The organism is Acidovorax sp. JG5, assembly GCF_017939685.1.
Taxonomy (GTDB): Bacteria; Pseudomonadota; Gammaproteobacteria; order Burkholderiales; family Burkholderiaceae_C; genus Acidovorax.
In genome coordinates this window covers 20,115-41,669 of sequence record NZ_JAGKSE010000008.1, presented here as the reverse complement: position 1 = coordinate 41,669, position 21,555 = coordinate 20,115, and the positions used below count along the sequence as shown (strand labels likewise).

The 21,555-nt window shown below is 65.6% G+C and carries 21 protein-coding genes; 9 read left to right on the top strand and 12 right to left on the bottom strand.

Annotation, left to right across the window (positions count from 1 at the left end; genetic code table 11):
- Positions 1-106: 106 nt before the first annotated feature.
- The 4 genes from J8G26_RS10585 to J8G26_RS10570 all read left to right on the top strand — a co-directional run bounded on the left by J8G26_RS10585 (position 107) and on the right by J8G26_RS10570 (position 4,727).
- Complete coding sequence (locus J8G26_RS10585) at positions 107-2,206, top strand: UvrD-helicase domain-containing protein (RefSeq protein WP_210568888.1); 2,100 nt, start codon at positions 107-109, stop codon at positions 2,204-2,206.
- Positions 2,207-2,221: 15 nt separating this feature from the next.
- On the top strand, positions 2,222-2,743 hold the full coding sequence (locus J8G26_RS10580; protein WP_246881347.1) for a hypothetical protein: 522 nt from the start codon (positions 2,222-2,224) through the stop codon (positions 2,741-2,743).
- Positions 2,740-3,957, top strand: a complete 1,218-nt coding sequence (locus J8G26_RS10575) for a phospholipase A (RefSeq protein ID WP_246881346.1) — start codon at positions 2,740-2,742, stop codon at positions 3,955-3,957. Before J8G26_RS10580 ends, J8G26_RS10575 begins: the two co-directional genes overlap by 4 nt.
- Positions 3,958-4,340: 383 nt before the next feature.
- Positions 4,341-4,727 (top strand): hypothetical protein, encoded by a 387-nt coding sequence (locus J8G26_RS10570; protein ID WP_087743428.1) that lies wholly within the window; start codon positions 4,341-4,343, stop codon positions 4,725-4,727.
- Between the two features lie 193 nt (positions 4,728-4,920).
- Here the strand turns inward: J8G26_RS10570 and J8G26_RS10565 are convergent, their stop codons facing one another.
- Positions 4,921-5,403: a universal stress protein gene (locus J8G26_RS10565; protein WP_210568886.1), complete on the bottom strand. Its 483-nt coding sequence runs from the start codon at positions 5,401-5,403 to the stop codon at positions 4,921-4,923.
- 104 nt (positions 5,404-5,507) lie between these two features.
- Between J8G26_RS10565 and tgt the strand changes: the two genes are divergently transcribed.
- Together tgt and J8G26_RS19360 are read left to right on the top strand one after the other, a co-directional pair.
- Positions 5,508-6,680: a tRNA guanosine(34) transglycosylase Tgt gene (gene tgt / locus J8G26_RS10560; RefSeq protein ID WP_210568885.1), complete on the top strand. Its 1,173-nt coding sequence runs from the start codon at positions 5,508-5,510 to the stop codon at positions 6,678-6,680.
- A gap of 309 nt (positions 6,681-6,989) precedes the next feature.
- On the top strand, positions 6,990-7,223 hold the full coding sequence (locus tag J8G26_RS19360; RefSeq protein ID WP_246881345.1) for a hypothetical protein: 234 nt from the start codon (positions 6,990-6,992) through the stop codon (positions 7,221-7,223).
- A gap of 158 nt (positions 7,224-7,381) precedes the next feature.
- On the opposite strand, the gene J8G26_RS10550 is transcribed toward J8G26_RS19360, so the two are convergent.
- Positions 7,382-7,756 (bottom strand): DUF3597 domain-containing protein, encoded by a 375-nt coding sequence (locus tag J8G26_RS10550; RefSeq protein ID WP_210568884.1) that lies wholly within the window; start codon positions 7,754-7,756, stop codon positions 7,382-7,384.
- 80 nt (positions 7,757-7,836) lie between these two features.
- Entirely contained in the window at positions 7,837-8,913 is a 1,077-nt protein-coding gene (locus J8G26_RS10545; protein WP_210568883.1) for a cell envelope integrity protein TolA, read from the bottom strand.
- A 250-nt stretch (positions 8,914-9,163) separates the two neighbouring features.
- Here J8G26_RS10545 and J8G26_RS10540 point away from each other — a divergent pair, with 250 nt between their 5' ends.
- Positions 9,164-9,586, top strand: coding sequence for a hypothetical protein (locus tag J8G26_RS10540; protein WP_246881344.1), 423 nt, complete (start codon positions 9,164-9,166; stop codon positions 9,584-9,586).
- A gap of 73 nt (positions 9,587-9,659) precedes the next feature.
- Positions 9,660-10,169, top strand: a complete 510-nt coding sequence (locus J8G26_RS10535) for a YMGG-like glycine zipper-containing protein (protein WP_210568882.1) — start codon at positions 9,660-9,662, stop codon at positions 10,167-10,169.
- Positions 10,170-10,176: 7 nt separating this feature from the next.
- Here J8G26_RS10535 and J8G26_RS10530 read toward each other — a convergent pair whose 3' ends face one another.
- Positions 10,177-12,111 (bottom strand): MFS transporter, encoded by a 1,935-nt coding sequence (locus J8G26_RS10530; RefSeq protein ID WP_210568881.1) that lies wholly within the window; start codon positions 12,109-12,111, stop codon positions 10,177-10,179.
- 211 nt (positions 12,112-12,322) lie between these two features.
- Here J8G26_RS10530 and J8G26_RS10525 point away from each other — a divergent pair, with 211 nt between their 5' ends.
- Complete coding sequence (locus J8G26_RS10525) at positions 12,323-12,775, top strand: YXWGXW repeat-containing protein (protein ID WP_087743417.1); 453 nt, start codon at positions 12,323-12,325, stop codon at positions 12,773-12,775.
- A 35-nt stretch (positions 12,776-12,810) separates the two neighbouring features.
- On the opposite strand, the gene J8G26_RS10520 is transcribed toward J8G26_RS10525, so the two are convergent.
- The 8 genes from J8G26_RS10520 to J8G26_RS10485 form a co-directional block, all read right to left on the bottom strand.
- A complete protein-coding gene (locus tag J8G26_RS10520; protein WP_087743416.1) occupies positions 12,811-13,593 on the bottom strand; it encodes a fumarylacetoacetate hydrolase family protein in 783 nt (260 codons plus the stop codon).
- An 84-nt stretch (positions 13,594-13,677) separates the two neighbouring features.
- Positions 13,678-14,400, bottom strand: coding sequence for an ABC transporter ATP-binding protein (locus J8G26_RS10515; RefSeq protein WP_087743413.1), 723 nt, complete (start codon positions 14,398-14,400; stop codon positions 13,678-13,680).
- 41 nt (positions 14,401-14,441) lie between these two features.
- A complete protein-coding gene (locus tag J8G26_RS10510) occupies positions 14,442-16,376 on the bottom strand; it encodes a branched-chain amino acid ABC transporter ATP-binding protein/permease (RefSeq protein ID WP_246881354.1) in 1,935 nt (644 codons plus the stop codon).
- 82 nt (positions 16,377-16,458) lie between these two features.
- Positions 16,459-17,334: a branched-chain amino acid ABC transporter permease gene (locus J8G26_RS10505; RefSeq protein WP_026435300.1), complete on the bottom strand. Its 876-nt coding sequence runs from the start codon at positions 17,332-17,334 to the stop codon at positions 16,459-16,461.
- A gap of 107 nt (positions 17,335-17,441) precedes the next feature.
- On the bottom strand, positions 17,442-18,641 hold the full coding sequence (locus J8G26_RS10500) for an ABC transporter substrate-binding protein (protein WP_210568880.1): 1,200 nt from the start codon (positions 18,639-18,641) through the stop codon (positions 17,442-17,444).
- 183 nt (positions 18,642-18,824) lie between these two features.
- The gene (locus J8G26_RS10495; protein ID WP_210568879.1) at positions 18,825-20,129 is read right to left on the bottom strand and encodes an FIST N-terminal domain-containing protein; all 1,305 of its coding nucleotides are present in this window, start codon (positions 20,127-20,129) and stop codon (positions 18,825-18,827) included.
- A gap of 48 nt (positions 20,130-20,177) precedes the next feature.
- The gene (locus J8G26_RS10490; protein ID WP_087743405.1) at positions 20,178-20,981 is read right to left on the bottom strand and encodes a PhaM family polyhydroxyalkanoate granule multifunctional regulatory protein; all 804 of its coding nucleotides are present in this window, start codon (positions 20,979-20,981) and stop codon (positions 20,178-20,180) included.
- An 86-nt stretch (positions 20,982-21,067) separates the two neighbouring features.
- The gene (locus J8G26_RS10485) at positions 21,068-21,553 is read right to left on the bottom strand and encodes a copper chaperone PCu(A)C (RefSeq protein WP_210568878.1); all 486 of its coding nucleotides are present in this window, start codon (positions 21,551-21,553) and stop codon (positions 21,068-21,070) included.
- Positions 21,554-21,555: the final 2 nt, after the last annotated feature.

Genomic DNA, 21,555 nt, shown 5'->3' with positions numbered 1-21,555 from the left:
TTCGCCATGTGAAATTTTTTGCGCCTGTGCGGGGCGGGGCCGCTTGCCCCGGCTCTGTATCATTGCGCGCTCTGTCGTCCCCCGCTTCGCGCTCTCGTTCCCCCCCATGTCCGCAGGTCTCAATCTCGCCCAGCTCCAGGCTGTCCATTACACCGACGGTGCCTGCCTGGTGCTGGCCGGCGCCGGCTCGGGCAAGACGCGGGTGATCACGCACAAGATCGCGCACATGATCGAGCGCGGCATGGAGCCCAAGCGCATTGCCGCCATCACCTTCACCAACAAGGCCGCCGCCGAAATGCGCGACCGCGCCAAGGGCCTGATTGGCCGCCGTGCCAAGGATGTGCTGGTGTGCACCTTCCACGCCCTGGGCGTGCGCATGGTGCGCGAAGACGGCGCGGTGCTGGGCCTCAAGCCGCAGTTCAGCATCATGGATGCCGACGACGTGGCCGGCATCTTGAAAGACGCCGCCGGCGGCACCACCGACCTGGCCACGGCGCGCCAGTGGCAGTGGACCATCAGCAAATGGAAGAACATGGGCCTGAGCTCCGAGCAGGCGCTGGCCCAGGCAGCAGACGACAACGAGCGCAGCATTGCCGTGGTGATGGCGCGCTACGAAGAGCGCCTGGCGGCCTACCAGAGCGTGGACTTTGACGATCTCATCGGCATGCCGCTCAAGCTGCTGCGCGACTTTCCCGAGGTGCGCGCCAAGTGGCAGGCGGCCCTGGGCCATGTGCTGGTCGATGAATACCAGGACACCAACGCCACGCAATATGAATTGCTCAAGCTGCTGGTGGGCGAGCGCGGCCACTTCACGGCCGTGGGCGACGATGACCAGTCCATCTACGGCTGGCGCGGCGCCACGCTCGACAACCTCAAGAAACTGCCGCTGGACTACCCCGCGCTCAAGGTCATCAAGCTGGAGCAGAACTACCGCTCCACCAGCGCCATCCTGCGCGCGGCCAACAACGTGATCGGCCCCAACCCCAAGCTGTTTCCCAAGACGTTGTTCAGCGAGCTGGGCGAGGGGGAGCCGGTGCGCGTGGTCGATGCCGACACCGAAGAGCACGAGGCCGAGCGCGCCGTGGCCCGCATCCAGAGCCTGCGCGCCGCCGCCAACCCGCCGCCGGACTGGAAGAGCTTCGCCATCCTGTACCGCGCCAACCACCAGGCCAAGCCGTTCGAGAAGGCGCTGCGCAAGGCGAACATTCCCTACAAGGTGTCGGGCGGCACCAGCTTTTTCGACCGCGCCGAAATCAAGGACCTGTGCGCCTGGTTTCGCCTGTGGATCAACAACGACGACGACCCGGCATTCTTGCGCGCCATCGGATCACCGAAGCGCGGCATCGGCCACACCACGCTGGCCGCCCTGGGCGCCTTTGCCACGCAGCACAAGCAAAGCATGTTCGGCGCGCTGTTCAACGGCATGCTGCCCGCGGCCGTGCCCAAACGCGCGCTCGATGGCCTGCACGAGTTTGGCCGCTACATCAACGACCTGGAGCACCGCGCCCGCCAAACGCATGGCGCCGAAGACGCGCGCGCCTTTCTAACCGACTGGCTCCAGGAAATCGGCTACGAACAGCACCTGTACGACGGCGAAGACAGCGAGAAAGTGGCCGCCGCCCGCTGGAGCAATGTGCTGGAGTTCTGCGACTGGATGGCCCAGCGCGCCGGCGGCCAGATCGACGACACGGCCGGTGCCGTGGTGGCCAGGGAGACCAAAAGCCTGCTGGAGGTGTCGCAGACCATTGCGCTGCTCTCCACCATCTCCGAGCGCGAAAAAGAGCAGGACATGGTCACGCTCTCGACCTTGCACGCCAGCAAGGGGCTGGAGTGGCCGCATGTGATCTTGGTTGGCGTGACCGAGGGCATGCTGCCCTTCAAGCTCGACGACGACGAAGGCCGCCAGCTCAAGGTGGCCGACGACACCCTGCAGCGCCTGCAGGAAGAGCGCCGCCTGATGTACGTGGGCATCACCCGCGCCCAGCGCACCCTGGCCGTGAGCTGGACCAAAAAGCGCAAAAAGGGCCGCGAGATGGTGGCCGCGCGGCCCAGCCGCTTCATTGCCGAGATGGGCCTGGACAAGGCCACCACGCGCGAAGACCCGCGCGAAAAGCTCAAGGCCCTGCGCGCCGAATTTGCCGCCAAGGCCCAGGCCGCCAGCGCCGCCAATGCGGCTGCGCCCACCCACCCGGCGCCTACCGCCTGAGAAGGTTCACGCACCATGGCAACACATCCCGTCACCGCCCACGCCACGCCCGGTCCCACCGCGCCGCGTGCCCGCAGCGCCTGGGAAATTGCTGCGCTTTTGATAGCTATCAGCGCTTATCCCGCAAGCGCTATTGGCCAAAATGACCCAAAATCCACGGCAGCGTGCCCGGCTGCGGCCGACATGACGCACCAGCACCTGCAGGGCCGCTGGCAAGCCACGCTGCAGCCCGCCACACCCGATGCGGCGCCCCAACCCGCCACCACGGCCGTGCTGCAACTGGGCTCCCATCCCGAGCTGGCCGAAAGCGTGCGCGGCACCGTGCAACGGGGTGAAACCCGTGCGCAACTGAGCGGCGATGTGGATGCGGGCGAGCTGACCCTGGAAGAATCCATCAACGGCACCAACATCAGCGCCACCTGGACAGGCCAGGTGGTCGAAGGAAGTTGTGGCAAGGAAATACACGGAACATGGACCAACGCCCAACCCCCCACCGCCCTGCCTTTCGTCCTGCGCAAGCAGGCGGGCTGGCAATGAACGCGCGCCACGGCGCCGCCCTGGCGCTGGCGCTGCTGGCCCCAGCCAGCGCCGCCCTGGCCCAGCAGGCGCCCGCCGCCCGCAACGCAACCGCCAGCGCCGCACCTGCCAGCGCCGACACGGCATGGCGCCGGTGCGCGGCCCTGGCCGACGACAACCAGGCGCGCCTGGCCTGTTTCGACCAGTGGGCCAGCCAGCAGGCCTGGCAGGCGCCCAGTGCATCGGCCAAAGCAGGTGCAGTGGATGCACCGGGTGCTGCCGTCCAGCAGGGCGCAGACGCCTCGGCAGTGCCGCTGCCGGTGGACACCCGGCTGCCAGCCACCCGCATCATCGAGGTGTCGAACACCGCAGGTTGCCGTGACACGCAATACAGCGACATCTCGCGCTTTTGGGAACTGGAATCGGGCAGCGACTGCGGCACCTTCAGCTTTCGCGGCTACCGGCCCATCACCGTGTCGGTGGTGGCCGCCAACAGCGTGAACCGCCAGCCCAGCTCGGATGCCGAGGGGCACACCGCCACCGAAGCCACGCCCTACCGGCGCACCGAAACCCGCATCCAGCTGTCGGTGCGAACCAAGCTGGCCCAGGGCATGCTCACGCGGGGCCACCCCACGCTCAAGGATTCGCTGTGGTTTGGTTACACGCAACAGTCGCACTGGCAGCTGTTCAGCCCCGACCTTTCGCGCCCCTTCCGCACCACCGACCATGAGCCCGAGGTGATCTACGTCTATCCCACCGATGCGCAGCTGCCCTTTGGCTGGCGCTGGCGCTACAGCGGCGCCGGGCTGGTGCACCAGTCCAACGGCCAGAGCAACCCCTTGTCGCGCAGCTGGAACCGCGTCTATCTCATGACCGGCATGGAGCTGGACAACCGCTGGAACGTGCGGGCGCGCGTCTGGAAGCGCCTGTCCGAAAACAGCACCAGCGACGACAACCCCGGCATCAGCGACTACGTCGGCCGGGGCGAGTTGCAGGTGTTCTGGAACCTGGACAAGGACAACACCCTGGGCGCCACGGTGCGCCACTCGCTGTCCAGCACCGGGCGCGGCTCGGCCCGGCTGGAATGGCTGCAAACCCTGGGCACCGGCCTGGGCGGCAGCAAAAGCAACCTGCGCCTGCACACCCAGCTGTTCAGCGGCTATGGCGACAGCATGATCGACTACAACCACAAGCGCACGGCGTTCAGCGTGGGGCTGAGCCTGGTGGATTTCTAGCGTACATCCCCCTGAGGCGCTTGCGCGCCTTCACCCCTTCTCTCGAATTGCTGCGCAATTCGAGAGAAGGGGGACGCAGCCAGTGCGGCGGGGCGGCCCTTGCACGGCTGCCCTGGCTTGGGCCGCGCCAGTGTCACGCGCTGCAGGTAGCGCGCAGCGCCGGAGAGGGCCAGGGCCATCACTGCCGCCCTCGTCGCCTCACAACTCGTTACGACATCGCCCTCAAGTTTGGCCCTCACGCGCCGGGACGCCGCCACAATGGCACGCGCACCAACGCCGGCATGGCCCCTGCGAAAGGCGCCAGAAAAGAGCTGCTTTCCAGCCCTTTACCCGCCTTTGCCCGCACCGTGCGCCCTCGACAATGCCGCTAAAGAGGAAACCCCATGGACATGCAATACCAGCTCAAGGCCGGCAGCTATTACCTGTACGACATGCGTGACACGCCCAGCGCGGTCACGGGCGAGCGCCGGTTCAAGCTGAAGACCGACACGGTGGCGATTGCGTTCGATGCGCACACGGGCCAGGTGCACCAGCATGGCAGCCCCACGCGCATCCAGTCGTGGGCCAACAACACGCGCCGGCGCCTGCGCGCAGCGGGCGCGCAGGACATGGCCAATGACATCGTGGTGGTGTCGGGCCCACTGCCGGTGGACGAGCTCAACAAATGCCTGTGGGTCAATGGCTATGCGCGGCGCATGTTCAAGCGCCTGGCCAGCCTGCCGCACGGCAAGCTGCAGCGCACGGCCGAGCCGTTTCGCAAGGCGGCCTGAAGCCGCCGAAGCCCTCTGCTTCTTCCAACGCCAAGGGCCGCAGCAAGCGGCCCTTGGCGCATCTGCGGCTCAGAGGCTGAGAGNGGTCTAGGCGCAAAACACAGCCATAGCTCGGGCTATGGCGAGTATTTGCAACGACGAGCCGGTGTGTTTTGGCGTGCAAGGCGGGCATGGATGAAAGACTCTCAGCCTCTCAGGCTGCCAGGTCTGCGGCGCCTTCCCCATCATCCTCTTGCTCTGGTAGCTCGGCGTGCTTCACGATGGTCACCGGCACCGGGCTGGCATGGGCCAGCTCTTGCGATACCGACCCCAGCAACGCACTGCTGATGGCGCCCTGGCCGCGCGCGCCGATGATGACCATGTCGCAGCCCGAGCTTTCGATGATGTCCACCAGCACATGCGCCGGGTCGCCCACGCCCACGGCGGTTTCGCAGCTGAGACCGGCCGCCTGCAGCAGCACGCGGGCCGGAGCCATCAGGTGCTCGCCCGCCTCCACGCTGGCGGCGGCGATCAGGTCGGGGTCGCGCGACACCACCAGCTCATACAGCGACGCGGGTTCTTGCACGTTGGCCAGCACCACGCTGGCGCGCAGGCCGTCCTGCACCAGACGCAGCACATGGTGCACGGCGTCAAGCGAGAGTGCCGAGCCATCCACGGCGATGAGTATCTTGATCATGGCAACAACTCCTTTTGATTGAACGGTTCGAACCAGTGTAGCGGCGCGTTGGCGGCGCGCGGGCCAGCGGCAGGGAGATGGCTCCATCTGGGACAATCGCGCCCATGCTCCAGTTCGACCTTCTCACCACCGACCCCACCAGCCACGCCCGCCGTGGCACCCTCACGCTCAACCACGGCGTGGTGCAAACCCCCATCTTCATGCCCGTGGGCACCTACGGCACCGTCAAGGGCGTCATGCCGCAAAGCCTGCACGACATGGGCGCGCAGATCATTTTGGGCAACACCTTTCACCTGTGGATGCGCCCCGGCCAGGAGGTCATGCAAAGTTTTGGCGGCCTGCACGGCTTTGAGAAATGGGACAAACCCATCCTCACCGATTCGGGCGGCTTTCAGGTCTGGAGCCTGGGCGCCATGCGCAAGATCACCGAAGAAGGCGTGCACTTTGCTTCTCCCGTGAACGGCGACAAGCTCTTCATGTCGCCCGAAGTCAGCATGCAGATCCAGACCACGCTCAACAGCGACATCGTGATGCAGCTCGACGAGTGCACACCCTACGAAACCAAGGGCCACCTCACCACCGAGGCCGAGGCACGCAAGAGCATGGAAATGAGCCTGCGCTGGGCCCAGCGCAGCCAGGACGAGTTCCACCGCCTGAACAACCCCAATGCCCTGTTCGGCATCGTGCAGGGCGGCATGTACAAGAACCTGCGCCAGGAGTCGCTGGAACGCCTGGTCGAGATGGACTTCCCCGGCTACGCCGTGGGCGGCGTGAGCGTGGGCGAACCCAAGGACGAGATGCTGGACATCATGGCCCACACGCCCCACCGCCTGCCTGCGCACAAGCCGCGCTACCTGATGGGCGTGGGCACGCCCGAAGACCTGGTGGAAGGCGTGGCCCAGGGCGTGGACATGTTCGACTGCGTGATGCCCACGCGCAACGCGCGCAACGGCACGATGTTCACGCGCTTTGGCGACCTGAAGATCCGCAACGCGCGCCACAAGGCCGACCACAAGCCCATGGACACCAGCTGCACCTGCTACGCCTGCGCGGGCAGCTCCGGAGTATCGTGGGACGACGGCGGGCGCGAAGGCTTCAGCCGCGCCTACCTGCACCACCTCGACCGCTGCGGCGAAATGCTGGGCCCCATGCTCACCACCATCCACAACCTGCACTACTACCTGAACCTCATGCGCGAGGTGCGCGCGGCGCTGGATGCAGGGCAGTTTGCGCAGTTCCGGGCGCAGTTCAAGGCGGACCGGGCGCGGGGGGTGTGAACATGGGGTGATGGCGGCACCCTTTCGCTATTTATTTGATAGCTATTAGCGCTTATCACGCAAGCGCAAGGCGCCAAAACCATTCGTAAATTTCTGCACCATCTGCTGCGCTGGCCCGTGCGTGCCATGACTGGCCTGGGCAGCGGGCAGCGGGCTGCTGGCGCGCATTGGCCGCTGGCCTGGCCTGCGGTGGGTCGAGGCGCGTGTGCGCAGCCTGCCGCCCTGGGCGGCGGTGGCGGTCTTTCTTTTGCCCACGGCCCTGCTGCTGCCCGTCAAGCTGCTGGCCTGTAGGCGGTGGGGCGCGGGCTGGTGCTGCTGGGCATGCTGGTGATCGTGGTGACCAAGATCGTGAACACCGCCGTGGTGGCGCGGCTGTTCACGCTGACGCAGCCCACACTCATGCGGTTGCGCTGGTTTGCCTTGACCTATGCACTCTGGATGCGCTTCAAGCATGCCGTGCTGGCGCGCGCGCGGGCATCGTGGGCCTGGCGCCTGGCGCGAGTAATCAAGCGCCAATGGCGGCAGCGGTGGCGCAGGCGCTGACGCAGACCGGAAAACCTACACCCGTACATGGCAATACCAGGGCGGTGCGTGCCCAACGACGGGACTGCGTCACCAACACGGCGCCAGAAAAAAGGCCCCTGCCATGCGAGATGGCAGGGGCCTGCTGAGGCGGAACCGAAGGCGCGCGGCGCCGCGGATCAGTCGCGCAGATCGGCCGGCAGCGTGCCACCGTTGGCGGCGATGCTGCGCATCACCTGCTTGTGCAGCCCGATGTTCCATTCGGCCGAGCCGGGTTCGCCGTTGCCGCTGTAAAGCAGCTCGCCGGCCAGTTCCTTGCGGGCGGCCAGGCTGCTATCGAGGCCCAGCAGCTTGAGCAGGTCGACGATGGAGGTGCGCCAGTTCAGCGCGCTGGCGCCGGGCATGGCGTCGAGGATGGGCGCCACGTCACCCAGCGGGATGGACGCCGGTGCCGCGGGGGCGGCCGCGTCTGGCGCCGATGGCGCGGCCACTACGACTTCGGCAGCGTTGGCCGACGGGAAAATCTTGGAAAAAATATTGGAAAAGAAACCCATATGTGCTCCCGGAGTGACGTTGAGGTTGCTGAGAAACGCGGCACGCGGGGGGGAAGCCCTGAGCGCCGCCTGCCTTTGTATCACGCGGATGTGGCAGGTGGGATTGCCGGTGCGGTTGCGGCGGGCTGGCTCGACGTGCCGCAGGCGTGGCAAAACCGTGCAAACGCGCTCTTGCGCGTGCTGCAGTGGCCGCAGTGGTCAAACAGGCCAATGCCGCAGTGCGGGCAAAAATCGATCTTGTCGTTCTTCAGATCGACCGGGCGCTCACAACCGGGGCACACGCTTTTGGCCAGGCGCGCCAGGGCCACGTCGTAGCCCAGTTCCTTGCGGCGCTGCGGGTCGGGCAGGGACTCGGCCTGCTTTTGCCGCTCTAGATAGCGGTTGAGCGCCACGATGGCGTAGCGCCCCACCAGCGCCGTGATGGCAATGCCCACCACATAGCGCACGTAGCCGCCATAGCTGGGCAAATACGGCACCAGTTCGACAAAAAAGGCGAACAGCGCAAACCAGATGAAGCCCCACACAAACGGCCACCAAGTGCCCTTGCGCTTTTTGACAAACAGCCAGCCGGCGATGGCCAGCAGCGGCAGCGTGAGCGCCAGGCGGTACAGGAACACGCGCAGTTCGACCTTGCGGCGCTCGGCGTTGAGCTTTTCGTAGCCGGCGGCTTCGAGCTGGCCCAGGCGTGCCTGGGCGGCGGCTGCGGCCTGGCGGGCATCGAGCGCGGCCTGCTGCTGCGCCTCGACCGCCTGCTGGGTTGTGCGCTCGGCCTGCTTGAGCGTGTCCAGCGCCTGCGTGCGGGCCAGCACCTCGGGGTCATGCTCGGCGCGCTGGGTCACGCTGCGCGCGGCCAGCCAGTTGCTGAAGGTTTCGCGCTCGACCTGGCTTTCGCTGCGCGCCTTGCTGCGCTGCAGCTGGGCCTGCTCCAGCGCGGTCTGCGCCTCTTGTTCGGCCTGGCGCGCGTCCTTGACCTGGGCGCGCAGCTTGTCGGCTGCGGCGCGGTCCAGGAAGTCATCCACGCGCAGCGGTGTTTCGACCTTGGGCAGATCGCCCACAATGGTGCCGCCCAGCCCGATGAGGAAGCCGGCAAACACCAGCGCCACCAGCCACAGGCCTCGGCGGAACCATTTTTCGGACAGGCGCAGTGATTTGCTCATGGCCCCTTCTCCCTGCAAATGCTATGCATTTAATAGCTATTGGCGCTTTCAAATAAAGCGCTAGAGCCCGTTTTTACCATTATTCCCGCCCAACGATGCCGCTACACTGTGCACCGCGCTCCCGGCCTGGCGTCTGCTTCATGGCAGCGAGGGTGCCCGGCCTCGTAGCGGCCATGCCAGGCGCAGGGGAAGGAACTTTTGCCCCGGCATGGCCCCCAACAACATCCATACAGATCACCAAGGTGAAATCATGATGCGGCAAAAACTGCGGCCTCTCGCGCTGGCTGTGACGGCCCTCACCGCGCTGGCCGCCAGCGGTGTGGCGTGGGCCGATCGGGGCGGGCACGGCCATGGACACCGGGGTGGTGCGCGGGTCGGCATCGGCCTTTACCTGGGCCCGGGTTTCGGCTATCCCGTTTACCGCCCTGCCTACCCTTACTACTATGCCGACCCGTACGGCTGGTCGCCCCCGGTGGTTGCGGCGCCTGCCGAACCGCCCGTTTACATCGAGCGCGGCAACGACACACCGGGCTACAGCGGTGGCACCACCGGGCAGCCGCCCCAGGGCTACTGGTACCGCTGCAACCAGCCCGATGGCTATTACCCTTACGTCACCCAATGCCCCGGCGGTTGGCTGCAGGTGCCGGCCCAGCCACCGGCCAACGCCAACTGACGGACACCCCAGCCACCGACGGCCATGGCCATGGCGCCTGGCCGGCGCCCCATCTCCTACCTGAGGACGCATGATGAGAACCCTTTCCCTCGCAACGTTGCCGCTGCTGGCGCTCACCTTGACCGCCTGCACGGTGATGCCCACCGGCCCCAGCGTGACGGTGCTGCCGGGCAGCGCCAAGAGTTTTGAGCAGTTCCGGTATGACGACGTCAACTGCCGGCAGTACGCACAGGTGCAGGTGGGTGGCGCCACCGATGCCATCAATCAGAGCACGGTCGGCAGCGCGGTGGTGGGCACGGCGGTTGGCGCCCTGGCCGGCGCTGCGCTAGGCGGCAACCACCAGGGTGCAGCGGCGGGCGCGGGCATGGGCTTGCTGATGGGCTCCACCGTGGGCGCTGGCAATGCCCAATCTGCCGGCTACGGCAGCCAACGCGGCTACGACAGCGCCTATGTGCAATGCATGTATGCCCGCGGCCATCAGATCCCGGTGTACGGCCGCATGCTCACCAGCCCGGGGTCAACCGGCCCGGCCTACGGCGCACCCATGGCGCCGCCACCGCCGCCCGGCTACTGGCACCGATAGTCCTTCTTCAAGCCTCCAGCAGGCGCGCCACCCGCTCGCGCAGCAGCGCGGGCTGCACCTGGCGCGCTGGCATGGGGTGCCCCACGTTGAGACCCACGCGGTTGAACATGCCGCGCCGCAGCGGCCGCACCATGGCAGTGCCGCGCTCAATGCGGCTGAAGAATGAGCCCCACAGATTGGTCAGCGCCATCGGAATCACGGGCGCTTCCACGCCCTCTTGCTGCGCGCGCTCGATGATCTTCATGATGCCGCCCTTGAACTCCTGCAGCCGCCCATCCCTGGTGATGCCGCCTTCGGGAAAGATGGCCAGCAGATCGCCCTCGCGCAGCACCTGGGCCGCGCGCTCGAAGGCGGCTGCATACACGCGCGGATCGTCCTTTTGCGGCGCAATCGGAATGGCCTTGGCCAGGCGGAACAATGCGCCCAGCACCGGCACCCGAAAAATGCGGTGGTCCATCACAAAGTAGATGGGACGCGGGCTGGCGGCCATGAGCAGCACGGCATCGACAAAACTCACATGGTTGCAGGCCAGGATGGCGGCGCCGGTGGTGGGCAGGTGTTCGTCGCCCTGCACCTTGAAGCGGTAGACAAAGCGCGAGAGCACCCAGGCCACGAAGCGCAGCAGGTATTCGGGCACCAGCATGAAGATATAAAACGCCACCACCGCGTTCGCAATGCCGGTGAACAAGAAGATTTGCGGCACCGTGAAGCCCGCGCCCAGCAGCACGCCGGCAATGACCGCGCTGCCGATCATGAACAGCGCGTTCAGGATGTTGTTGGCCGCGATGATGCGGGCGCGGTGCGTGGGCTGGCTGCGCATCTGGATCAGCGCATACATGGGCACGCTGTACAGCCCGGCAAACAGGCTGAGCAGCGCCAGGTCGGCCATCACGCGCCAGTGCGCGGGCTGCGCCACGAAGGCGGCCAGGCCCATCACGTCGGAAGGCGGCAGGCCCCGCGCGGCAAAGTAAAGGTCGATGGCAAACACACTCATGCCGATGGCGCCCAGCGGCACCAGGCCGATCTCGACATGGCGGCGCGACAGCACCTCGCACAGCAGCGAACCGGTGCCGATGCCGATGGAAAACACCACCAGCAGCAGCGAAGCCACCTGCTCGTTGCCATGCAGCACCTCTTTGGCAAAGCTGGGGAACTGGCTCAGAAACACCGCGCCAAAAAACCACATCCAGCTGATGCCCAGCAACGAGCGGAACACCACGATGTTCTGGTGCGCCAGCTTCAGGTTGCGCCAGGTCTCGGTGAAGGGGTTCCAGTTGATCGCCAGGCCCGGGTCGGTGGCGGGCACCGGGGGGATGAACTGCGCCACGGCCCGCCCTAGCAGCGCCAGCAGCACACAGGCCACGGCCACGGTGGTGTGGCCCCCTGTCAGCCCATTCCCGGGCAGCGCCACCAGCAGGCCACCGGCCACGTTGCCCAGCAAGATGGCCACGAAGGTGCCCATCTCGACCATGCCGTTACCGCCCGTGAGCTCGCGCTCGCTGAGCACCTGGGGCATGTAGGCAAACTTCACCGGGCCGAACAGCGTGGAATGCACGCCCATCAAAAAGGTGCACAGCAGCAGCACCGGCACATGGCCCGCGATGAACCCACCCGCCGCCACCAGCATGATGGCGATCTCCAGGTTCTTCACGAAGCGGATCATGCGCGTCTTGTCGTACTTGTCGGTCAGCTGGCCCGAGGTGGCCGAGAACAGCAAAAACGGCAGGATGAACAGCGCCCCGATCACCAGCCCCGCCATGGCCGGCGGCAGCCACGACACGCTGAGCTGGTAGGTCACCATCACGGTGAAAGCGAACTTGAACAGGTTGTCATTGGCCGCGCCCGAGAACTGCGTCCAGAAGAACGGCGCAAAGCGGCGCTGGCGCAGCAGGGCGAACTGGTTGGGGTCCGCGTGCGCCGGATCGCTCTTTTCATTCGCCATGAAGACTGCTCCTGGGTGTTGCTGTGGGTGCAATTTTGCACAGTCTCCATGGCACCCAACCTGCGCCGGCACCGGCTTGCAGGGCGCGTGCGTGCCAGCGCGCTGAAACACAACTTCACAACACTTCGCACAGCACCTACATGCGCTTGACGCGGCGCCCCCACGATCAAGGCTCCCGGTTCCGCACGGAATCATTTCTGAGGAGAACACCATGGCACGCATTGCCCTCGCCGCCGCTTCCATCGCCCTGCTGTCGCTGAGCGCCCTGACAGCGGCGCACGCACAGGTCGGCGCCACTGTCGTCATCCAGTCGGGCAGCCCCCACTACCAGCAGCCTGTGCCGGCGCGGGTGCAATACCAGGCCCCGCCGCCACCGCGCCATGAGGCGGTGCCCCGCCCCCGACGCGGCATGGTCTGGGTACCCGGCCACTGGGAATGGCGCAGCCACCGCCATGTGTGGATGCAGGGCTACTGGGTGAAAGCCCGCCCCGGCTACCACTACCGCGAACCCCGCTGGGTGGAGCATGACGGCCGCTGGGCCATGCAGCGCGGCGGCTGGGACCGTGACCGGGATGGTGTGGCCAACCGCCACGACCGGGACCGCGATGGCGATGGCGTGGCCAACCGCCGCGACCATCAGCCCGACAACCCGCGCCGCAACTGACGCCGGCGCCCTTCGCCCGCGCCGGGCGCGGCACATCAGTGCAGCTGCAGCTCGGCGCGGCCCAGACCGGCGAAGTCTGCCACCACCACCGTGCCCGGCGCCACCAGCACGGTGCCGGTGCACGAGCCGGTGGTCACCCACTGGCCCGCCCGCAGCCCGCCCAGGCTGCGCGCGCCGTCGTTGGCCAGCCAAGTCAGCAGCCGCAGCGGGTCGCCCGCCGGGTTGCCCCAGGCAGAGTGCTGCACGGCCACCGCGCCATTCACCGACAGGCTCACCCCTTGTGCCAGGGACTGCACGGAAGCCACATCGACCGTGCCCGAACCCACGATGAGTGCCCCATGGCAGGCCTGGTCAGCCAGGCGGCTCCATTCGCCCTGCTGCGCCCAGGCGGCATAGCGCGTGTCGCACACTTCGATGGCGGCGCGCACCGATACCACGGCCGCCAGCACCTCGGCCGCTCTGTAGGGCGTTGCGCGGCCCGGCAGGTCGGCGCCCAGTTCGTACACCAGTTCAGCCTCCACCCCCATCACAAAAAAACCGGCGGCAGACAGGCGCACGGGCTGCCCGGCCGTCGCCACCCACACCGAATCGTGCGTGAGTGGCGCACGCGCGGGCTGCGCCTGGGGCGATGCGGCGCCCACCTTCCAGCCGGCGATCTCGCCGCGCTCGCGCACCACGGCGTCCTGCACGGCATAGGCCTGGACCGCATCCTGCGGACGCAGTGCGGCGGGCAAGTCCAGCGGCCGGGGCGTGCGCCCCAGGCGGGCCATGGTGAGCAAGGCCGCGCTGACAAAGGGATCAAAAGCGGTGTCGGGCATGGGGGGTTCCTGGGTTGGGATCAGCGTATCGACCGACAACGGGCACTGCGGCCCGGCCACTCCTCAACCGCCGAGTGCGCCAAGTCAGTGACTGCCGCCGAGGTAGGCGGCCTTGACGGCCGGGTCATCGCGCAGGCGCTCAGCCGGGCCTTGTACAGAAATACGGCCATTTTCCAGAACATAGCCGTAGTCGGCAACCGCCAGGGCGGCCGCTGCAAATTGTTCCACAAGCAGCATGGTGACACCCTCTCCCTTGAGGCGTTCAATGATGCGAAAAACCTCCGCCACCAGAATGGGCGCAAGGCCCATCGAGGGCTCATCGAGCAGCACCACTTCAGGGTTGAGCATGATGGCACGGGCCATGGCCAGCATCTGCTGCTCGCCACCGGACAGGGTGCCTGCCAGTTGGGTGCGGCGCTCCTTGAGGCGCGGAAACAGCTCCAGTGCCCGCTCCAGGTCACCGGCCACATCGCCCCGGGGGCGGCTGCCAGTCAGGCGGGGGAACGCCCCCAGGGTGAGGTTGTCGGTCACCGTCATGGTGGCAAAAACGCGCCGCCCTTCCGGGGAGTGCGCCAGCCCCTGCTTGGCAATGGTGTAGGCCTCCTGGCCATCAATGCGCTTGCCGTTGAGCGTGATCTGGCCCGCCGTGGGCGCGATCATGCCGCTCACCGCCCGCATGGTGGTGGTTTTGCCGGCGCCGTTGGAGCCGATCAGCGTCACGACCTTGCCCTTGGGCACTTCGATGGAGATGCCGTGAAGCACCTGTACCTTGCCGTAGCCGGCCGATAGATTCTGGATGGTCAGCATGTGTTGTGCGTCTTGTATCGTCGTTTCTGGGTGCGTCGGGCTCAGGCGGGCTGGGCCACGATAGTCTCGGCACCACCGCCCAGGTAAGCCTCAATCACCTTGGCATCGGCCTGGACCGCAGCGGGCATGCCCTCGGCAATCTTCTGACCAAAGTCCAGAACCGAGACCGTGTCGCAGATGCTCATCACCACATCCATGTGGTGCTCGATCAGGATCACCGTCACGCCGTGGTCGCGAATCTTCTTGATGATGGCGATCAACTCGACGATGTCCGGGGCGGTGAGACCGGCGGCGGGCTCATCGAGCAGCAGCAACTGGGGATCCAGCGCCAGGGCGCGGGCAATCTCCAGCAAGCGCTGTTTGCCATAAGGCAGGTTGCGCGCCTGTTCCGCAGCCAGGTCTTCCAGGCCGACCAGACGCAACAAGCCCATCCCCCGGGCAATGGAGGCATCGCTTTCACGGCGATAGCGCCCCGTGTGCACGGCCACATCAAACAGGTTGCTCGCAAAGCTGTGGTGCAGGCCCACCTGCACGTTTTGCAGTGCGGTCATCTCACCAAACAGCTGCACGTTCTGAAAGGTTCGTGCAATACCCGACAGCGCAATGTCCGACGAGGTGCGCCCCACCACAGAGCGGCCATCAAAGTTGATCGAGCCAGCGGTCGGCACGTAAATGCCGGTGAGCACGTTCATCATGGTGCTCTTGCCCGAGCCGTTAGGGCCGATGAGGCCGTGGATGGTGCCCCGCTGGATGCTCAGGTCCACATTATTCAGGGCCTTGAGACCGCCAAACTGCATGAGCACGCCGCTGGCTTGCAACAGTTCGGTCGATCTACCCGCCTTGGCGGCTGTGGACACCGCATCCGCCTGCGATGCATCGGCGGGTTGCACGGGCAACTCGGGAGGTGCCGTGCGCAGGTTGAGCGCGTTGCGGACAAAACCAACAATGCCATCCTGCAGGTAGTACACAACAAACAGCATGATCACGCCGAAGATCGACAAACGCCAGTCGGTCATGGTCTGCAACCAGAAAGACAGCGCTGCCAGCGCAATACTGCCCACCACCGGAATCACCATCTGGGATACGGTGGAGCGCCCGCTTCGGATGGCAACCACGGCGGTAATAGCCACCAACACCGCCAGGCCCACCGACACGTAGCGGAACAGTTCCACATCATCGAGCAGCTTGGGCAGCAGCACGATGATGGCAGCGCCCACCAGCGAACCAATGCGGCTCTTGCGCCCCCCCATGATCACCGCCAGCAGGAACAGCACCGTGAGTTCAAAGTTGTACGAGTTGGGGGAGATGTACTGCTCGGAATACGCGTACAGACAACCAGCCAACCCGGCAAAACCGGCGCTGATCACAAAAGCGTAGACCTTGTAGCGGTAAACCGATACGCCCATGCAATCGGACGCCACGGGGCTGCCGCGCAGCGCCTCGAAGGCCCGGCCCAGGTGGGAGCGCAAAATGCGGTGCGACACGATGAGCGACAGCACCATCATGGTGGCCACCAGCCAGAAATACTCGCGCTTGGCCAGCTGAAAACCGCCGATCTCGGGCTTGTCCAGCTTGATACCCATGGGGCCTTCAGTCAAAAAACTCATCTCGTTGATGAGAATCTGGATGATGGTGCCGAACGCCAGCGTCACCATGGCCAGATAAGGGCCGGAGACGCGCAGGGCGGGCAGCGCCAGCAGTGCACCAAAGCCCGCGGTCAGCACAATGGCGGCCGGAATGGTGACCCAGATGGGCGCGGCCAGCTTGAATACCAGCACACCCGCCGTGTAGGACCCCAGGCCAAACAAACCCGCATGGCCCAAGGACACCTGCCCGGTGTAGCCCACCACGATGTCGAGACCAAAGAGCACGATCGCGTAGATCATGATGGTCTCCAGCAAGTGGATGTAATAGGGATTGCCGACCACCGTGGGAAACGCCAGCAGCGCGGCGAAAGCCACAACGGACAAGACCAGCCGCAGCACCTTGGTGCCGTGGGACGTTGGCGATACAGCGCCGGGACCGGCCAAGGAGGTAGTAGAGGATGCAGCCACTTTGTCAGACCTTCTTGATCACGGATTTGCCGAAAATTCCCTGCGGACGCACGGCCAGCACGATCAGCAGGAGTACCAGGCCAGGAACATCCTTGTAGCCGGTGCTGAGATAAAAACCGGTGGTGGTCTCTGCCACACCCAGGATGATGCCGCCCACCACAATGCCCAGGCCGCTGGTCAAGCCACCGATGATGGCGACCGCAAACGCCTTGAGCCCCAGCACGGCGCCCATCGTGGCGCCCGTCAGCGTCAGCGGAGCAATCAGCACGCCTGCAAACCCGGCCGTCAGGGACGACAGTGCATATGAAAAAGTAATCACCAGCCCGGTGTTGATGCCCATCAGCTTGGCGGCATCGCGGTCATTGAAGGTGGCCACCACGGCTTTGCCGAAGATGGAGCGGCGGTTGAACAACTCCACCGCCAGCATCATGGCCAGCGCACCGCAGACCACCAGCACTTCCATCGGCAAAATGTTGGCCCCCAGGAACTGGAACGGAGCCTCCGGCAGTGGCGAAGGGAACTTGAGGTCATCGCGGCCCCACACGTTTTCTGCCACGTTCTTGAAGATGATGCCCAGGGCAATGGTGGACATGATCCAGCCGAACTCCGACTTGATCTTGATGGCGGGCCGCACGCCGATGCGCTCCACTACCGCGCCCTGCAGCGCGCCAAACAGGCACACCAGCGGGATCATGAGCCAGTAATTAACACCGAGGCCTACGAGCGTCAGACCAACCAGGGCGCCCAGCATCAGCGCGTCGCCCTGACCAAAGTTCAGGGTGTCCGACGTGGCAAAGGTGAGTTGATAGCCGAATGCAATAACGGCATAAATCATGCCGAGCGCAATGCCGCTAAAGACGAGTTGGGTAAAAATTTGCATACGGGGAGCCCTCGCGTACGGATCGGCCGAATGGCGTGAAAAATGTCAGTGAACGAAAAAATACCGCTGCCAGGCGTTTCTGGCAGCGGCAGCGGGTGGCGAACCGCTTACTTCTTCAGGCGAACTTCAGAAGCCTTCTTCTGGTCTTCGGGATAAGCGTAAACAACGCGCTGGCCCTTGACCTCACCAAACACCGGGATGTTGGCGGTAATGGCTTCGTGGTCGGTCTTGGAGAAAGGCTTCACGTAGGTAGTGACAACGCCTTCCACCGGAGCCTTCAGGTCCTCCAGGGCAGCCTTGACCTTGGGGCCATCCGTGCTACCGGCCTGCTTGATCGCAGCAGCCAGCAAGTAGATGGAGTCATACCCCTGGGCAGCCGACACTGGCGAATCGATGCGGCTGTTCTTCGGGTTGAAGGTTTTCAGGTAATTCACGATGAACGCCTGGCGCTTGGGCGTGGTGGGTTCTTGCACAAAGGTTTGCGGCATGCGCGCACCCTCGCCGCCAGGGCCGGCGTTGTCGATGTAGTTGGCCATGGACAGAGTCCAGCTGCCGACCATCGGGACTTTCCAGCCCAGCTTGGTCATGCCGTTGGCGATCTGGGCCAATTCAGGGCCGATTCCGTAGGTCAGGATCGCATCAGCACCTGCAGCCTTGGCCTTAAGCAATTGGGCCGTCATGTCGACGTCCTTGATGTTGAACTTTTCAACGGCCACCGGCGTGACGCCCTTGGCTTTCAGCGCTTTCTCCAGATCTTCGCGGCCGAGCTGGCCGTAGTTGGTGGAGTCCGCCAGGATCGCCACTTTCTTGAAGCCACGGCGTGTCACGGCTTCTTCAACAATCATGGGGGCCTGGATGCTGTCGTGCGCGGCATTGCGAAACACGTAGTTCTCAGACTCTTTTTCGAACTGCTTGGTGATGATGGAGCCGGTGGCCACGTTGTTCATGACCGGAATCTTGGCTTCCTGAAAGAAGCGCTGTGAAGCCAGGGCCACACCGGTGTTGATATAGCCCACCACGGCGACTACGCGCTCCTTGTTGACCAGCTCCTGGGCAATCTGCACGCCACGCTCATTCTTGGCTTCGTCATCGCGCTCAACCAATTGCAGCGGACGCCCCAGCACGCCGCCAGCCTTGTTGATTTCTTCAGCGGCCAGACGCACGCCATCCCGCATGCTGACACCCATGGAGGACGAACCGCCCGTGAAAGGACCGTCCACACCGATCTTGATAGGGTCTGCAGCGAAGGCCGCAGTGGACAGTGCGACAGCACCAGCGAGGGCAGCAAGTTTGAAGGTGAATTTCATGGGGTCTCCTGAATTTAGACGGTTCGAGCCTGACGTAACAGAACCAAGTTGCGCGGCTAACCAGGACGTTAGTGACTACCGCCCTACCCCCTCGACAGTGAAAACCCTTGAACGCCCGTCATTTTGCTGACATATCGCTGACCACCGATATATCAGGCACCCCTCCCCCAGAAAGTCGATGGACTATGCGCTGGCCGTGAACACGGTCAGCACGCCCGTATAACCGTACAGGTGGTGGCGCGCGATTTCACCGCCAGCGAAAAAGCCCACCAAAGGCACATCGCCCAGCGCATGCCGCACGATCTGCAACTCGGCACTAGGCCCACCAAAGTGCGGGCCACCACGGCCGGAGCAGCTCACGTAGATGGCGCCCCGGATAGACCGGGCCGGTTGGATGACAGCTGGCAGCCCCGCCGTGCCGGGCGCCATGCGCGCTGCTCCCTGCGCATCGCTGGCCAGCGGCGCTGGCTCCAGCTCTTGCGGCGACAGTTCTTCGCGGATTTCGGCGCAGATGCGCATCAAGTCGGCGCGGGCCGCAGCCACATTGCGCTGACAAAACGACAGGTGCATGCCAGGCTCCACATGGTCGGCCAGGGCCACGCCCCGGCGCGCACCATCGAGGCCCACGATGTGGCGTACGCGGGTGTCGGTGCCAAAGTGGCCGGTGCGCTGCGGCCCTTGCGCCGGTTCGCCGACATCGACCAGGCCCGCCAGCGTGGCCCGCACCTTGCGCAGCGCCGTCTGCGGATCGCCGTCCAGCGACACATCGAGCGTGGACAGCAGCACATCGAGCGCGGGCTCGCCGTCGAGCTGCAGCACCACGTTCTCGTGTGCGGCGGTGACGGTGTGCAAGCGCCCCACCGGCTGGCAACCCTGGGTGACCCGGGACAGCAGCGCCACGCCAGGCCCAAAGGCCACGCCCGACAGGCCGCCATCAAACACGCCACCGGCCGCGCCGTGGCCGGCAATGTTGCCGTTGCCAGCCACGGCGAACTGCACGCTGGCGCCGCGGCTGGCGCTCAGCCCCCCAAACAGGTAACCCGTGGTGGTGCGTGCGGCCATTTCGCCCAGCAGCTCCGCCAGTTCGGCGGTGTGGCCATCGGCGTGCACCAGCGCGGTGGCGGCCTCGAACCCGCTGGCAGGGTTGCGCGGCAACGGGGCCACGCCCGAGAACACGCGGTACTGGTCGGCAGGAATATCGAGCAGCATCACCGACAACGCGGGTTCGTCAAAATACTCGGCGTTGTTGGCCGATACACCCACGCCCACGGTGCCGCTCCAGTCGGTCACTTCGGGCAGTTCGCCGCTGACATAGTCGAGCAGCGCTTGCGCCTCGCTGGCGTAGTGGTCGGTGATGTAGAGCAGGCCCAGCGTGGGGGCGGATGCATAGCCGGGCAGGGCCATCTGGGCGCGCAATTGCGCCAGCACCAGAGCGGCAGCCATGCGCCACTGGGGGTGGGTGGCATGGCCGGTGGGAAAGAGTTTCATGGCGTGACTTTACCGGCTGTGGCGGGCACTGCAGGCAGCAACGCCAGATCAGCCTGCTGGCTTGCGCGGTGCGCGGCGAGCCGTGGCTTTTTTGGCGGCGGGCTTGGCTGCAGAGGGGGCGGGTGCCTTTTTGGCGGCGGCTTTTTTGGCAGCGGGCGCCTTTGCCGCGCTGGCGGCGGTGCGCCGGGCGCCCTGCACAGCCTGCATACCCTGGGCAGCAAACTGGCTGGCCACCTCGGTGGCCGTCTTGATGGCCTCGGCGGCCATGGTTTTGGTGGTGTCGATGGCGGCGGTCTGCTGGGCGGCGTCTTTCAATACGTTGGCCGCGATCTGCTGGAACTGGCTGGTCAGCGCGCCCCACCATTGCATGGGGTCCACCACGCTGGGTTCGGCCTCCTTGGTGGCCTGATCGCCGTCAGCCGGGGCGGGCTTGGCCGGTTCTGCGGGTTGTGGCGCAGGGGCGGCCGGAGCGGTTGCAGCGGCCCGGCTGGCAAAGCTGTCGGCCGCCTTGTCCAGGCCACTCTTGCCGCTGTCGGTCGCCTTGACCTTGAAGGCGTTGGCCACGTCGCCCATGCTGAAGTTCATGCCCTTGAGCGTGGCCAGGGTCATCTTCTGCACTTCCAGCGCCTGGACGGTGGCCGTGAGGGCGCGCGAGTTCTGCTCCAGCCAGAACTGCACGGCCTTGAGTTCGTCGATGCGCTTTTCCAGCTCTTCGACGCTGATGGTGGGCGCCACCCAGTTCGACAGGCTTGGCATCTGGGGAATGCTGCTGGAGGCACCTTTCGCCAAGCTTTGCAGAAAGTCAAAGCCGGGGACGAATTTGCCGAAACCAAAGTTGGATGTGTCGCTCATGGCCGCTCCGCAAGAGGTGGTCTGTAGTGGAGTCACAGCTTACTCCAATGCGTTACGCCCGCGAAGGCGCTGCGGCGGCGGTTACCTCAGTGTTTATGCCCATCCATCATGCCGCCCGCCATGGCGCCACCAGGGGCCGTCGTGCCCACGGGCACCGTCAGGTTGAGTTTGCTTTCCACGCCCTTGGCGTCCTGGAACACCAGGGTGAGCGGCACCGAGCTGTCCTTGGCCAGGGGCGCCTTCAGGTCCAGCAGCATGACGTGGTAGCCGCCGGGCTTGAGGTCCACCATCTTGCCCGCAGGCAGGTCCAGCACGGGCACGGCGCGCATCTTCATGATGTCGCCTTCCATCTTCATCTCATGCACTTCGGTCAGACCGGCGGCGGGCGACTCGACGCGCACCAGGCGGGCGCCGTCCTTGGCGGTGAGGCGCATGAACGCGCCCGTGGCCTTCTGGCCCTGCACGCTGGCGCGCGCCCAGGCGCCTTCGACCTTGACGGCGGCGGTCTGCGCCCATGCCGGGGTGCTGAGCAGTGCGGCAACAACGGCGGCGGTGTGAAGCAGTTTTTTCATGG